The following is a 14782-nucleotide window of genomic DNA, read 5'->3' as shown; positions in this document are numbered from 1 at the left end:
GGGCCGATTTGTTGAGGAGCTATTTGTGAAACCTGTTGTCATCAAACGCGATGGAGGCCGCGTACCGTTCGAGCGCCAACGTATTCAGGATGCAGTACTGAGCGCGGCGTTTGCAGTAGAAGACATGGATCAAGCCTATGCAGCAGCAGTAGCGGATTGCGTGCTCGCGCAGTTCATGCGCAGCGATGAAGTAGATATCAATCAAATTCAGGATGCCGTGGAAAACCACCTGATGGCAGGGCCATACAAGGTGGTTGCCCGTGCATACATTGAATACCGTCATGATCGAGATAGCATTCGAGAGAAGAAAAGCCGGCTGAACCATGAAATTCGTGGCTTGGTTGAGCAAACTAACTCTGACATCCTCAACGAAAATGCGAATAAAGACAGCAAGGTCATCCCAACTCAGCGTGACTTGCTGGCGGGCATTGTCGCGAAGCACTACGCCAAGCAGTACATGCTGCCGAAAGCGGTGGTCCACGCGCACGAACAAGGTGACATTCACTATCACGATCTGGACTACGCGCCATTCTTCCCAATGTTCAACTGTATGCTCGTTGACCTTGAGAACATGCTGACGCATGGTTTCAAGATGGGTAATGCGGAAATCGACACACCGAAATCCATCCAGACCGCAACAGCAGTAACAGCACAAATTATCGCGCAAGTCGCTAGCCACATATACGGTGGCACAACAATTAACCGCATTGATGAGACCCTGGCTCCTTACGTTGAAATCAGCTATGAAAAACATCTGATGGTGGCACGTGAGTGGGATACTCCAGACGCAGAAAGTTATGCTCGTGCGCGTACCGAGAAAGAATGTTACGACGCTTTCCAATCGCTGGAATATGAAGTGAACACTCTGCATACCGCAAATGGTCAAACGCCGTTTGTTACCTTCGGTTTTGGTTTGGGTGAATCTTGGGCAGCGCGTCTTATTCAACAATCCATTTTGCGCAACCGCATTGCAGGTTTGGGTAAGAACCGTAAAACCGCAGTTTTCCCGAAACTGGTTTTCAGTCTGAAATCGGGTCTGAACCTAAAAGATGGTGAACCAAACTACGACATTAAAAAGCTGGCGCTGGAATGTGCGTCAAAACGTATGTACCCAGACATCCTGAACTTTGACAAAGTGGTTGAAGTGACAGGTTCGTTCAAAACGCCGATGGGTTGTCGAAGCTTCTTGTCTGCGTATGAAGAAAATGGCGAACTGATTCATGAAGGCCGCAATAACATCGGTGTCGTGTCGATTAACCTGCCGCGTATCGCGATTCGTGCAAATGGTTGTGAAGAAACCTTCTACAAATTATTGGATGAAGTCTTAGGCGTTGCCCGTGAAGGTCTGGACACCCGTATTGCCCGTCTTCAAGGCGTGAAAGCCCGTGTTGCTCCAATCCTATACATGGAAGGGGCGTGTGGTGTTCGCCTGAACCCAGATGATGATGTCAGCGAAATCTTCAAAAATGGCCGTGCTTCTATTTCTCTTGGCTACATCGGTATTCACGAGACCATGAACGCGTTGTATGGCGTTGAAGAGCACGTTTACGATTCAGAAGCACTGCGCGAAAAAGCGCTGAACATCGTTAAACACTTGAAAGCGGCAACAGACAGCTGGAAAGATGAAACAGGTTACGGCTTTAGCTTATACAGCACACCAAGTGAAAACTTGTGCAGCCGCTTCTGTAAAATCGACACCAAAGAGTTCGGTGTAGTCAATGGCGTGACAGACAAAGGTTACTACACCAACAGTTTCCACTTGGATGTTGAAAAGAAAGTGAACCCCTACGATAAGATTGATTTCGAGATGGCTTACCCAGCTATCGCGAACGGTGGTTTCATCTGCTACGGCGAATATCCGAACATTCAGCACAACGTGGAAGCACTCGAAAACGTTTGGGACTACAGTTACGAGCGCGTTCCATACTACGGCACGAATACACCCATTGATGAGTGTTACGAATGTGGCTTCACTGGCGAGTTTGACTGTTCAAGTAAAGGCTTTGTATGCCCAAGCTGTGGCAACCATGACTCGATCAAAGTGTCAGTAACCCGCCGCGTTTGTGGCTACCTGGGCAGCCCGGATGCACGACCATTTAACGACGGTAAGCAGGAAGAAGTTAAACGTCGCGTTAAGCACATGTAAGCGAGCGAGAATGAACTTCCACCAATACTATCCGGTTGATGTAGTTAACGGCGAAGGCACACGTTGCACCCTGTTTGTGTCAGGGTGCGAACATCAATGCCGAGGCTGTTATAACCAAAGTACCTGGTCACCATCGTCTGGCGAGTTTTTCGATCAGGCAATGGAAGATCGCATCATTGCTGATTTAAATGACACCCGCATCAAGCGTCGTGGCTTATCGATCAGCGGTGGTGACCCGCTGCTTCCAGCGAATCTGCAAAGCATATTGAAGCTGGTTCAGCGCGTGAAAGACGAATGCGAAGCCAAAGACATTTGGATGTGGACCGGATACACGCTTGATAACCTGACCGAAGCACAGCGCGAAGTGGTAGGTTATGTGGATGTGCTGGTGGACGGCAAGTTTGAAAAAGCGTTAGCGGATCCTTCGCTACCTTGGCGAGGTAGTTCGAATCAGGTTGTGCACCGTTTGACGTGACGTTAACACAGCACGAGCTACAATTTGTTAGTGTTCCTTCAACGCCGCTTAATTGCGGCGTTGCTATTTGTCAAACCGTAAATTTCTCGCCATATTAAGTTGAAATTCAGAAACTTAGTGTAGTTTTAAAGCCGTTACGAACTTTCGACAACACGCATTGTCCATTCCAATGAATTTGCTGTTACCACAAGGACATCGCAATGAACCAACGTATTGCCGCCTTCTGTTTGCTTTTTGTATTGAGCCCGTTCAGCTTTGCAAATACTGCGAAAATTGCTGAAAGTTATGAACACCTGCCAGATGGAAAACTGGTGATGGGTGAGAAAGAGTGGGTGAGGGTTGACGACATCAACGTGATCGCGAAAGCCCGAGTCGACACAGGGGCGACGACGTCTTCAATCAGCGCTATCGACATCAAAGAGTTTGAGCGCAATGGCGAAGAATGGGTGAGTTTCAGATTGGCCCTTGATGAAAAAGAAAGTGATTTAATAGAACTGCCAGTCGTCCGCACGGTTCGCATTATCCAATCAAGCACTGAAGGCTATGATCGCCGCTATGTAGTGGAAATGCCGATCACCATTGGTGATGTCACGGAGTCCACAGAATTTACTCTGCGTGACAGGCATCATCTCAATTTTCCTGTGCTGTTGGGGCGAACCTATCTGAAAGGAACCGCCGTGGTGGATGTGAGCCGTCAATACGTGCAGCCAAAACCTGAGAAATTGAATCAGTAAATCTCACTTGACGAATTTACAGCCAAAAGCGCATTTCAATCTGATTGAGATGCGCTTTTTTAGTTGCGCCTTCAACAACATCTAGTAATGTAGCTTGATTAGGAAACAGCAAGGCCGTTTAAATAAGGAAGTTATCGAATGTTAGATCTGCTATCTCCGGCGCAACAAGATCCTATCTTGTCTCTCTCCATCGCTTTCCGCGAAGACAACCGAGCAGAAAAAATGGACCTCGGGATTGGCGTTTATAAAGACAGCCAAGGCAACACCCCAATCATGCAGGCGGTGAAAGCGGCGCAACAACAGTTGGCAGATTCCCAGACGACGAAAAGCTATGTCGGATTGGCAGGCAGTGAAGCCTACAACCAAGCGATGACAAACCTACTGCTAAAAGGCACTGACGGATTCTCACGCAGTGCGGCGGTACAGACCCCTGGCGCAAGTGGCGCACTGCGTATGTTGGCTGACTTGATGTATCTTGCGAAGCCGATCACTACGGTATGGATCAGTGACCCGAGCTATGTGAATCACAAGCCAGTGATGGAAGCAGCAGGTTTGACGGTCAAGTTTTACCCGTATTTCAATGCTGCGACCAAGCAAGTTGATGCTGATGCAATGCTGGATGCACTGGCGAGTGCAGGCCCTGATGATGTGGTTCTGCTGCACGGCTGTTGTCACAACCCAACAGGTGCTGATATCCGTCCAGAACACTGGCAAGCGATTAACGAACTGGCGCAAAAAAATGGTTTCACGCCATTTGTTGATATTGCTTACCAAGGTTTCGGTGAAGGGTTGGAAGAAGACGCGAACGGTTTGCGCCTGCTTGCGGATTCAGTAGAAGAGATGTTGATTGCGACATCTTGTTCGAAGAACTTTGGTTTGTACCGTGAACGCACAGGGGCAGCGATTGTTATCGGCAAAAACGCGAAAGAAGCAGGTAATGCAAAAGGGCGCATCCTGCAGTTAGCTCGTGCAACTTACACTATGCCGCCTGATCACGGTGCAGCGATCGTCGAAACCATCCTGACGAGTGATGAACTGACCAAACAATGGAAAGATGAGCTGGATGCAATGCGCGGACGAATCATCACACTGCGTGAGGGTTTGAGTTCTGCGTTAGCAGCACGTACCGGCGACAACCGCTTTGACTTCATCAAAGAGCACAAAGGTATGTTCTCCATGCTGGGTCTGACGCAAGAACAAGTAGCAAAGCTGCGTGATGACTTCGGTATCTATGCGGTCGGCGATAGTCGCATCAATGTCGCGGGTTTAACGGAAACTCGAATTGACTATCTGGCAGATGCATTGATCGCTGTCGCGAAATAATCAATTTCATTTTGATTTAAATAAAGCCAGTAATTGCTGGCTTTATTATTTTGAATTAAAGATTATTTAGATGACTACTTTTCTTTAAATACCAGGCTGACATTGACAGGCACAGTACTGGAAATATCAATATTTCCGACTGTCGCTGAAACTGCTTTTAGGTTTTCTTCAGGAATACCAAATGTTGCACCACTGATAATGACTGGTTTGGTGGTAAATGCGAAGATATTGTCGCCGGATTTAATAATATTCATATTCAGCGTCACGTCTTTAGTGTTGCCGAACAGAGTGACCTTAGCAGGAATAGCCTGCTGAAGTTGCGCGCCAGATTCATCCAAGCTTTCCATTGAAACCTGACCTTCTACCTTCAACATGGGAAACTTCTTGGAGTCAAAGAAAAGGTCGTTAAGGCGCTGATTACGAATGGGAATGCCAGTTGAAATTGAAGAGAGTGGTGCAGTGATGCTAAAACTACCAGAAGCGTCGACACTGCCTTCTAAACCGCTCAGGTTGGCAGGTTCAACGACATAAGTTTTTTTAATGGTTGCAAAACTAATGGAAGAGGCTTCACTGTCAACTGCGTAATCGTTTGAGGCAAAAGCAAGAGACGGTGATAAAGACAAAGCTAATAGTATTGCCGACGACATACGTTTCATTTTTTATTCCTTTTTTATTGATTGGTTTTTATATCCTTGTTAACAGTAGACAGTTTGTACATCGTTTTATTTCGATTCGTATTTTCTAAATTTTCGATTGATTCCTATCTGTTTCAAGTGAATCAAAAATAAAACAGGGTGTGGTTAATTTATTTATACCTATCAATAAAATGTTGACCGGTGATAATTCGATCTGGCCGGGATGACGAGCAGTACATTCAAATGTTAGTATGTGATGTCAAACCTAATCTGGTAGTAACCCAATGAAAATACATCGAATTAACCCTACAAAGCGTTGGTCAGACGTTACCGTGTTCAATGGCATTGCAAACTTCGTTGAAGTGCCAGAAAGTGACCTGAGTGCAGACATCAAAGGCCAAACGCAACAAATTTTCGCGCAGGCAGAAGAAATGCTGGCAACGGTAGGTGCAGACAAAACTCGCATCCTGTCTGTGACTATCTACATCACTGACTTTGCAAACCTGGAAGCACTGAATGAAGTGTGGGATAACTGGTTTGAAGAAGGCACTGCGCCGAGCCGTGCTTGCGTAAAGGCCGAGCTGGCAGACCCAGATTACTTGGTTGAGATGGCATTTGTAGCCGCTGCTGGCGAAGAGTTCCAGTAAGCTAAATTCGCTACGAACCAAAAACGCCCTGTAAAATGCAGGGCGTTTTGTTTTTCTAGAAGCTAGGGTCTGTTGACCTTTAAACTACACACGATAAGTCGAAAGCAGTTCATTCAATTGTGTTGAGAGCAATCGCAGGTATTCACTGGCTTGTTGGGTTTCCTCAATATACTGCGCATTTTCCTTACTGATAGAGCCAATTTGGTCGACATTGTGGTGAATTTCTCCAGCCACCACGTGTTGTTCGTTAGCCACGTTGTTGATGGAAATATTACTTTGAGTCAGCATTTTTACGGCCGACAAAATGTGTTCTAAAACTTCCCCTGCAGATTTCGCTTCCTCGACATTAGAAACAGAAATTTCCCGATTCTTTTCCATTAGCGACAGCATTTCGTTAGTGCCATTTTGAAGCCTTTCGATCATCACACGGATTTCTCCAGTCGAATCTTGTGTTCTGCTGGCAAGAGAGCGCACTTCATCGGCAACAACGGCAAACCCACGACCTTGTTCTCCTGCTCGCGCAGCCTCGATTGCAGCATTCAGCGCTAGCAGATTTGTTTGCTCTGCAATCTGGAGTATCACATCAAGAATACCGCTGATATCACCTGTCGCGCTCGCCAGTTCATTCACAACGTTGGCAGATTTCACCATAGACTCATCTTGGCTCTCTAAGCTCACAATGACGTTCTGAACCACAGAATTACCGCGCACGACTTCCTGATCCACCTTATTAATGGCGTCCGAAGCGGCGCTTGCGCTATCTGTGACAGATTGAGCGGATTCATTCAGTTGTCGAATGGAGTACTCTGCGCGTTCTACTTCCTGATTTTGCTTGCTCATCGCTGTTGAAGAGTGAGCAGCGATATTGGCCAATACTTCAGATTCCGAAGAGAGTTTACCCGAAGATTCAATGACCTCTTTGATGGTGGTTTGAATACGTTCTAGCACTTTGTCGAAGTGCCTTGCCATGACACCAAGCTCGTCTGAGGCATCAGAGTTAAAGCGTTTAGTGAGGTCACCCTCACCTTCTGCGATATCCTTGATAGCTGCAATAAAGGCATTCAAAGGTTTGCCTACAATTTGGTTCATCACTAAAAAGTTAACCACCATAAACGCAATCACAAAGCAGACAACGACGGCAAAAGCTTTTAGCGCTGATTGAAAGATTAATGCCGAAACATCTTCATTTGGATAGGCGATGACAATTTCGTAATTCCATTTGTCATAGGGGAATCGTGCTACAGACCATGCATCAGGAGCAACATTCAGTGCCAGTTCAACCGTTGCGGCATCAACTGAGTCTGAATACATTCTAACGCGTTTTTGATTATCCAATAGCGCGACAAAACCGTTATTCAGCACCTTTGACTTGCCGATGGCAAACGCGAGCTGTTCTAAATCTGCTGAATACCCGACATACCAGATGCCGATCACTGCGTTTTGTTCGTCGAAAATGGGTTCATAGGCGGTGAGGTAAGGATCGCCGAGAATATCAACCTTTCCGTAGAAGGCTTCTCCCGCCTTTATTTTCTTATCGACGTCTCCGCCCGGGAGCAATATTGTGCCTGTCGCGCGTTTTCCGTTCTTTTTTACGTTGGTAGCGACCCGCACAAATTCAGAACCATCTTTTGCGAAAAGGGTTGCAGTTCCCCCCATGGTGCTGGTTATCCTATCGACAAGTTCAAAATTGTTGGCTTGGGGATTATCGCCAAGGTAGAGATTCAAAGCTTGACGGTTGCTGACCGTGGTACGTTCTCCAAGGCGAGGGGAGCCCAGTTCTTGACCTTCTTTTTTTAGCAACGCCATACTCGCGCCAACACGTTCCATTATCAGGCTATGCGTTGTGTCCATTAAGCCAAGTAAATCATGACTTAGGTTCTCTTTTTGGACATACACACTTTCTTTGATGTGGTTTGTTTCGTTGATATTGGTCAGTACAAATGCAATTGCACTGGCAATTACCCCGAGTGTTGCGATGGCAGCGAGGAATTTACGTTGAAGAGACATTTTTGAGCTCCTTGTGGATCCACTTAATCAAAAAAGCGCATCAATAAAATATGTTGCATAAAAGATGTTTCTAAATGTTTCCTGTTGAGTGAATTCTAGATTCGGGTGTCAAGAAAGTTGGCAAATACCGAACAAATATCGGTAAAAATGTATTAAAGGTGAGAATATTGACGTCAAAACACAAAGTTTTAATCAATTGGTGGCATAGAAATGTGGAAGGTGAGCATGAAAAACCGACCAGTTTTGTTCATGAATGGACATTTGATGGAGGCATCAAAGTCGATGCATCACCATCTCCCTTTGTGATGCCTTTGCAGGCACAAGAAGAAGCCATCGATCCGGAAGAAGCGTTTATCGCTGCCATTGCCAGTTGCCATATGATGACCTTTCTGACAGTGGCAGAGAAACAGCGTTTTAGTGTTGAAAGCTATGCCGATGTGGCCATCGGCACGCTAGGAAAGCTGGAAAACGGAAGAACGGCAGTCACTGACGTGGTGCTGAAACCCAAGATTGTTTTCAGCGGGGGTAATCAGCCTACACCTGATCTGCTGGCTAAAATGCACAAACTTGCGCACAAGCATTGCTTCATAGCTAACTCAGTCACCACTAATATCATGGTGAAGAGTGACTAGTCGTCGAACCTCGCGTCGATAAATCGCTGCGAGGGCACAAAGTAGTTAGTGCCAGTCTTCGCTTCAACATAATCCAGTAGCTTGTCGTAATCTCCGTCTTCGTCCGCGGTGATCATCTGCTTCAATGAAGTTTCCACAACAGACGACGAAGCAGCAAACCCAACAAACATGGTGCCGTGCTCTATGGCATTGCCGTAAGGACGGTTCTGGCGGTACATTTTGATTTCCTCGCCATCCACTTCCACCTTACTTTTCTCATTGTGCGCCCAAGCAGGTTTTACATCGTCACTGAGTTCAATGTCATCCATCTTAGTGCGGCCAACGACTTGTTCTTGCTGTTCAGTTGGTAGAGCATCCCAGTCCTGATGACGGTCGACATAACGCTGAACCGTGAGATAACTGCCGCCCACCTCGTTATCACTGCCTTCCTGTACCAAAACTGCTTCCGCGCGTTCTTCATCTAGAGGGTTTTCCGTGCCGTCGACAAAATCAATCATGTCTCGGTTATCCAGATACTTAAAACCCTGAATATCTTCAACGAGATCCGCCACATCCGCCAGCGCACGCGCGGCGTATTTGGCGACCTGAAAGTTGAGGTCTTTGCGTTCTGATTTCACCATCAAAAAGATATCACCTGATGTGGAAGGGAAAAGGCGGGGGCCATCAGCCAGCGCTGGAAAGTCATGGAGCTCAGAAGGGGTTGGCACATCAGGAAACAGAATCGGCCAACTGTTAGCAGAAAAACCTATGGTGACAGATAAGCCGGCAGAGGTATCTTTCTGTCGGATCGACTTTTCAATGCCCGGCAGTTGGGAAAGTGCCTCATTAATTTGTTCCATATTCAGCCACTGATCTTTCAGAGTGAAGGTCAGAAATTCAGAGTGAGTGGTAGGGTTAGACAATACGCCTGGCTGCGCCAGTGACACGAGCTCGTTCATACATCTTCCTGTTGATATAAGTTTGAAATCAAAGTGAGGATAGAACAGCCCCGAGTGTCAGGGTGGGGTAGGAATGAGACGCCAGGTAAGAACCGACACAATTCTACAACAAGCTTGCTGGTGTCCCGTTTTACATACATAAAAGATTCATATCATTAGACTTCTTAGGCAAGCGCAACTAGGATGAATTTTCTTTTATTTAATTCAGTTGCATATAGGGAAGACATGCTCTGGCACAAGGTTCAAAACCAGCTCAAACTCCACGATATCAGCCTCGTCGTTGGCCCCAACCGATCAGACAAAACCAAGTTTCTGGTAGAGCAATATGGCGATACGCTTTTCACCATTGATGTTTCCAAAGCCAAGCTCGCTTACTGCGGCAGCGATACCACCATCACAGACAACGAGTGGCAACAAATCATGGAACGTGATTGCCCATTTATCACCGTTGATGATGCCCACCTGCTTAAAATGCCTGACCTGCTCAAGTTGATTGAAGTCTCGGTAGAAACCAAAAAACGCCTTTATATGTCATGCAACGAAACCATTGTTGCTGATCTGCCTGCATTGCTGACTCATGCCAGAAAGCACCATTTATCTGTGGTTAAACTGGAAAGGCTAACCGCGAATGATGTGTGTGCCTGGGTACTAAGGGAGTTTGGGTAGGCTCTTTTTCACTCCCTTTTCTGAGGGGGGAGGTTAAGATTGATTTTCCCCAATATTGAGCTTCGTATTCGAACAAAGGAGCCCTTAAATCGTCGCACAACGACTAAATTTTGCTTATGCATTTCCTATGTATAAAAATATAGCGATATGTATGTAGTAAGAATATGTATATTTTTAATACGGGATGCCCGATTTCTCTCTTTTAGATCGCAAGCTAAAAAGCTAATTCACTGAATCTAAGAAGCTATACGGTAAACTTGCACAAGTGTACGCGGACTAATCGGGCGTCTTGATTCTGGACTAGATGAGCTTTATGCCCGCTAATAAGTTGTTATGTACCAAGGAAAGCAATGATTCCAGTAGCAGTATTTATCCATGTTCCTGATATCAGAGAGGGACTCAAGTGGTATCAAAAAGCCTTCCCAGAAGCATCATTTGTTTACTACCCAGAATCAGACTTTACAGTACTTGAGCTAGACAGCATTAGTTTGGAGATAGTCCAAGCAGATGAAAAAGTATCAGAAGGCAAAAAGGGTACTGTTGTTTACTGATTTGTTGAAAATTGGTCGGAGAGGCTTTCAAGTCTCGAGGCCCTCGGAGCCAAGTTGTATCGGGGGCCAATGGTGATTGAGCATGGGCTAATAATGTGTCAGCTCGAAGATCCGTTCGGAAACTTAATCGGTTTACGCGGAAAAGTTACATAACAAGCGCTATCAACGGGACGCTTTGTCACCGCTTTAGCTTTTCAAGGTGTTGTGAATACAAAGGGTTAAATAAGTTTTGGGCGGTTTGGTAAGTGCCCGTTATTACGACGTTAGGCTAAGAATCTAGCAGAGAGGTAGAATGATGGTTATTTCGGATGTTTCATTAGTTTTATCTACATTGATGTGTTCGCTAGTCGCTGGACTCCTTTTTTCCTATGCGATAGTGGTAATGCCTGGTTTAAAGGGGCTAGATGACAAGAGTTTTATCAAGGCCTTTCAAGTCACAGATCGTATTATTCAGGATAATCACCCCCTGTTTCTTCTAGTTTGGCTCGGTTCAGCAGTTTCTATTATTATTTTTGCTGTCAGTAGTTTTGGAAAATTAAATGGTATCGATTTTTTCCTGATGTTATTGGCTTTAGCTACATATATTTTAGGTGTTCAGATGCCTACAATTATTATACATCTTCCACTGAACAATAAATTGCAGAAAGTAGACGTCGATAACTCCAACGAAGAAGAGCTTAAAGCAGTTCGCTTTGAATTTGAGCCTCGCTGGAATAAATCAAATGAGGTTAGAACCTTTATGGCATGCAGTACATCTCTCATTTTGATAGTTTTGAGCTTAAAACTATAGAGTGATTATTATTATCCATACAAGTCATTCAAAGGACAAAAAACAGCTGGCTTTTGCTCCTTCTTCGCTAATTTTAGCCAGCTATTTTATTGCCTCTGATTGAGGCTTTAGCATAATGGAGAAAAATGCAGAAAATCCTCATTATTGGTAATTCGGGATCAGGTAAGACTTGGTTGTCCAAACAATTGTCCCAAAAGCTCCAGCTGCAAGAAGTTAACTTGGACTCGATTGTATGGGAGCCAGGTGGTTATAACCGGAAACGTTCTCCTGAAGTAATCGAGAATGAAATTGTTAGTTTGCGCTCTCAACATGGTTGGGTCGTTGAAGGGGTATTTGGCGCCTTAGCGGAGCAACTCATTCCCTCCGCTGATATGCTGTTGTTCTTGGATTTGGAATGGTCCGTGTGTGAGAGTTCTTTGTATGCGCGGGGTTCCGAGAGTTCGAAGCAACTTGATGTAGAAAAGGCAGAGAAGAATTTTCTTGAGTTATTGTCTTGGGCTTCTGAATATCCGGTTCGAGAGTCTAAAAGCTCTCTGAAATTTCATCAAAAATTATTCAGTGATTTCCGTGGCAACAAAAGACGTTTCACCTCACGCTCTCAAGTCAATGAATTTGTTGCGGAGAAGACATGCTAGCAAGAGACTATGGCGTAAATAGCTAATTTATACAATGAACAAGGGACGCTTTGTCACTGCGGCAGCTTTTCAAAGTGTTGTGAATGCATGGAATGAAAGCAGTTTTGGGTGGTTTAGTAAGCGCCCGTTATTGCAGAGTTATGTAGATTTATAGTTTACTGCGCGCTTGTAGCCTTATACATACGACGCTTCAAATAAAACGAAGGAATCTCGCAATGGATAATGTCGAGTATCAATTGTATTGCTGTAATTGTCGGAGAATCACACGACATAAGCGTCAAGTCTTAGGTGAAAATCATCAAATTCAAAAGGCTAAAAGTGGTTTTATTACAGTTGCTAAGCGGTTTTTCAACCTATGTTTCGGACAGCCTCTAGAAAAGGGAATATTAGAAAAAAGCGAGTACACTTGCGCCATCTGTGGGGAAGTATTCGATAAATCAACTGATATACCAGATTTCGCCTGTCATGATGATTAGTTGATCTTAACTCTGGAGAAAATCATATTGAAGGCTAAAAGCCGTAAAGCATCAGAGTGACTATATATCAAGGCCATCAAGCATCAGGATGGACCCAAAAGCTAGCCAAAACACAAAGCCCTGCATTCGCAGGGCTCTTCAATCTCAACTTTCGAAACTCTTTTCTCGAATTCCGCCTTAGCGCTTATTCTTCAAGTAACGTTTACGACGCTCTTCTTTGTGTTTCGCTTTTTCTTCTGCTTTCTGCGCTGCGGCTTCTTCTACTTCAACCAGCTCTTGGCTAATCATGTCTGGGTGTTCCAGCGTGATCAGACCCAGAGCACCGTTGCGAAGGTCGTTGATCAGAATCTCTGAGGCTTTGTGCAGGTCGATACGGCCGCCAGCACGCAAACAGCCGCGCTTCTCGCCAATCGCTTCCATCAGTTCTACTTCAGTTTCTGGTAGCTCCTCGATGTTGTAGCGTTTTTTCAGCAGTTCCGGGTACGCGCTTGCCAGATACTCCACGGTGTAGAACGCCACTTCGTCATATTCCATAGCCGTATCTTTTACCGCACCGGTTGCTGCAAGGCGGAAACCACTGTGCGGGTTTTCCACCTTAGGCCAAAGAATCCCTGGGGTGTCAGAGAGCACCACACCGTTTTGCAGGTTAATGCGCTGCTGTTGGCGGGTTACTGCCGGTTGGTTACCGGTTTTCGCAACAACACGGCCAGCCAATGTGTTGATGATGGTGGATTTACCCACGTTGGGAATGCCCATGATCATGGTACGAATGTTCTTGCCCATTTCTTCACGGTGAGGGGCAAGCTTACGGCAAAGATCCATGATTTTGTTCACTTCGCTGATTTGCTCAGTGGTTATAGCCATTGCTTTAACGCCTTGTTCTTTCTCAAGGTGTTCCAGCCAAAGAGCAGTCATTTCCGGGTCAGCCAGGTCTCGCTTATTCAGTACTTTGATCACTGGTTTGTCTTTGCGGATGCGGCGAATCATCGGGTTTTCGCTACTGAAAGGAATGCGAGCATCCAGTACCTCAATGATTACATCGATTTTCGGTACCACTTCTTCGATTTCTTTGCGCGCTTTGTGCATGTGGCCCGGAAACCACTGGATGGAATTGTTAATCATGCGAATGATTGCCTTTGTAATTCTGTATAAACGCCGAACAGTCGACACTGAGGCGAAAAGTTGTCGGGATTTTAGCACTTAACGGAGGCTTGACAAAAAATAACTGGAAGAACAGAGGGAGAGTGGTGAGAGATTAGTCGATTTGTTTATCGGACTTTCTGCGTGGGTCCACGCTTGGTTGGGTTGGCGGCGAAAAAGTCTTCGAGTCGTTGTGGCATACCCAAGTAGAACCCCTGGAAGTAATTAATGCGCAGTGAGCGCATTGCTTCGTATTCTTCCTGATTCTCAATGCCTTCTACTAATATCTCTGCGTTCACTTCATTAGCCAGGGCAATAGCACGCAGCATCGCCTCCACTTCACCTTCAACATAGCGTTGCACTAAAGAACGGTCGATCTTAATCAGGCTTGGGCGAATCATTCGTACACGCATTTCCTCTGAGCCCTCTACACCATAATCATCCACCGCGATTTGGAAACCGTTGTTGATAGATTGTGTTATGGCAACGGAGAGCGAGAGGGTGTCTTCATGCAGATGTTCGACAACTTCCAACACAACGTGATGACGAGGAATACCCAATTCTGCAAGGCGCCTGACCATCAGGTTCCGGTTCGAGAAAGTTTCTATCGAAACGACAGCGGTAGAGGGCAGCATGTTAAGGAAGATTGAGTGATTGCCAGCAAACGATGAAAAATTTCGAAGATGGATAACGCGGGCAAGTTTATCGATGCTGATTTGGTTTACAAAATCTGGATGATCGTGATCGAGTTTGCGGAACAATTTGGCAGGGCATGCAGGTTCTCCATCTAACGTTCTGGCGCGAACCAGTGCTTCAAACCCGAGAACGGTACCATTTGCCCGAAAGATAGGTTGGAAGACACTCCTAAGCTCCAATCCTTTGAAGACAGCCATAACGTCGCCGTTATCGTCGGTGCGCAGGCATTCCTCAAATTCAGATTGTGTCTTTAAGTGCTTTACCACAACTACCTTACCTCTCAATCGGATT

15 protein-coding genes and 1 pseudogene are annotated in these 14782 nt (G+C 45.7%); 11 read left to right on the top strand and 5 right to left on the bottom strand.

Going from position 1 to position 14782, the window contains the following annotated elements:
• Positions 1 to 25 precede the first annotated feature (25 nt).
• The 4 genes from nrdD (at position 26) to K6Q96_RS21235 (ending at position 4678) form a co-directional block, all read left to right on the top strand.
• A complete protein-coding gene (gene nrdD, locus K6Q96_RS21250; protein ID WP_251879900.1) occupies positions 26 to 2146 on the top strand; it encodes an anaerobic ribonucleoside-triphosphate reductase in 2121 nt (706 codons plus the stop codon).
• 10 nt (positions 2147 to 2156) lie between these two features.
• Complete coding sequence (nrdG, locus tag K6Q96_RS21245) at positions 2157 to 2621, top strand: anaerobic ribonucleoside-triphosphate reductase-activating protein (protein ID WP_251879899.1); 465 nt, start codon at positions 2157 to 2159, stop codon at positions 2619 to 2621.
• Positions 2622 to 2821: 200 nt separating this feature from the next.
• Entirely contained in the window at positions 2822 to 3355 is a 534-nt protein-coding gene (locus K6Q96_RS21240; RefSeq protein WP_251879898.1) for an ATP-dependent zinc protease family protein, read from the top strand.
• 138 nt (positions 3356 to 3493) lie between these two features.
• Positions 3494 to 4678 carry an amino acid aminotransferase gene (locus tag K6Q96_RS21235; protein ID WP_251879897.1) on the top strand — a complete coding sequence of 395 codons (1185 nt, stop codon included), beginning with the start codon at positions 3494 to 3496 and terminating at the stop codon, positions 4676 to 4678.
• Positions 4679 to 4752: 74 nt separating this feature from the next.
• On the opposite strand, the gene K6Q96_RS21230 is transcribed toward K6Q96_RS21235, so the two are convergent.
• Positions 4753 to 5334, bottom strand: a complete 582-nt coding sequence (locus K6Q96_RS21230; protein ID WP_251879896.1) for a YceI family protein — start codon at positions 5332 to 5334, stop codon at positions 4753 to 4755.
• A gap of 263 nt (positions 5335 to 5597) precedes the next feature.
• Between K6Q96_RS21230 and K6Q96_RS21225 the strand changes: the two genes are divergently transcribed.
• Positions 5598 to 5960, top strand: coding sequence for a RidA family protein (locus tag K6Q96_RS21225; RefSeq protein ID WP_002536081.1), 363 nt, complete (start codon positions 5598 to 5600; stop codon positions 5958 to 5960).
• An 84-nt stretch (positions 5961 to 6044) separates the two neighbouring features.
• Here the strand turns inward: K6Q96_RS21225 and K6Q96_RS21220 are convergent, their stop codons facing one another.
• Positions 6045 to 7967, bottom strand: coding sequence for a methyl-accepting chemotaxis protein (locus K6Q96_RS21220; RefSeq protein ID WP_251879895.1), 1923 nt, complete (start codon positions 7965 to 7967; stop codon positions 6045 to 6047).
• A gap of 167 nt (positions 7968 to 8134) precedes the next feature.
• On the opposite strand from K6Q96_RS21220, the gene K6Q96_RS21215 reads away from it, so the two are divergent.
• On the top strand, positions 8135 to 8599 hold the full coding sequence (locus tag K6Q96_RS21215) for an OsmC family protein (protein ID WP_251879894.1): 465 nt from the start codon (positions 8135 to 8137) through the stop codon (positions 8597 to 8599).
• Here the strand turns inward: K6Q96_RS21215 and K6Q96_RS21210 are convergent.
• A complete protein-coding gene (locus K6Q96_RS21210; protein WP_251879893.1) occupies positions 8596 to 9537 on the bottom strand; it encodes a Dyp-type peroxidase in 942 nt (313 codons plus the stop codon). The two genes, K6Q96_RS21215 and K6Q96_RS21210, sit on opposite strands and share 4 nt — an antisense overlap.
• A 225-nt stretch (positions 9538 to 9762) precedes the next feature.
• Between K6Q96_RS21210 and K6Q96_RS21205 the strand changes: the two genes are divergently transcribed.
• The 5 genes and pseudogenes from K6Q96_RS21205 to K6Q96_RS21185 all read left to right on the top strand — a co-directional run bounded on the left by K6Q96_RS21205 (position 9763) and on the right by K6Q96_RS21185 (position 12655).
• Entirely contained in the window at positions 9763 to 10203 is a 441-nt protein-coding gene (locus K6Q96_RS21205; protein WP_251879892.1) for a hypothetical protein, read from the top strand.
• A 350-nt stretch (positions 10204 to 10553) separates the two neighbouring features.
• Positions 10554 to 10907 (top strand): annotated as a pseudogene (locus tag K6Q96_RS21200) (VOC family protein).
• A 139-nt stretch (positions 10908 to 11046) separates the two neighbouring features.
• Entirely contained in the window at positions 11047 to 11544 is a 498-nt protein-coding gene (locus K6Q96_RS21195; protein ID WP_251879891.1) for an anthrone oxygenase family protein, read from the top strand.
• 125 nt (positions 11545 to 11669) lie between these two features.
• The gene (locus tag K6Q96_RS21190; protein WP_251879890.1) at positions 11670 to 12179 is read left to right on the top strand and encodes a P-loop NTPase family protein; all 510 of its coding nucleotides are present in this window, start codon (positions 11670 to 11672) and stop codon (positions 12177 to 12179) included.
• Between the two features lie 215 nt (positions 12180 to 12394).
• The gene (locus tag K6Q96_RS21185) at positions 12395 to 12655 is read left to right on the top strand and encodes a hypothetical protein (protein WP_251879889.1); all 261 of its coding nucleotides are present in this window, start codon (positions 12395 to 12397) and stop codon (positions 12653 to 12655) included.
• A gap of 177 nt (positions 12656 to 12832) precedes the next feature.
• On the opposite strand, the gene ylqF is transcribed toward K6Q96_RS21185, so the two are convergent.
• A complete protein-coding gene (gene ylqF, locus K6Q96_RS21180; RefSeq protein WP_251879888.1) occupies positions 12833 to 13777 on the bottom strand; it encodes a ribosome biogenesis GTPase YlqF in 945 nt (314 codons plus the stop codon).
• Between the two features lie 146 nt (positions 13778 to 13923).
• Complete coding sequence (locus tag K6Q96_RS21175) at positions 13924 to 14757, bottom strand: EAL domain-containing protein (protein ID WP_251879887.1); 834 nt, start codon at positions 14755 to 14757, stop codon at positions 13924 to 13926.
• Between the last annotated feature and the right edge of the window lie 25 nt (positions 14758 to 14782).

The organism is Grimontia kaedaensis (assembly GCF_023746615.1).
Lineage (GTDB): Bacteria > Pseudomonadota > Gammaproteobacteria > Enterobacterales > Vibrionaceae > Enterovibrio > Enterovibrio kaedaensis.
The sequence above is the reverse complement of the archived record's forward strand: the minus strand, read 5'-3'. Positions and strand labels throughout refer to the sequence as shown.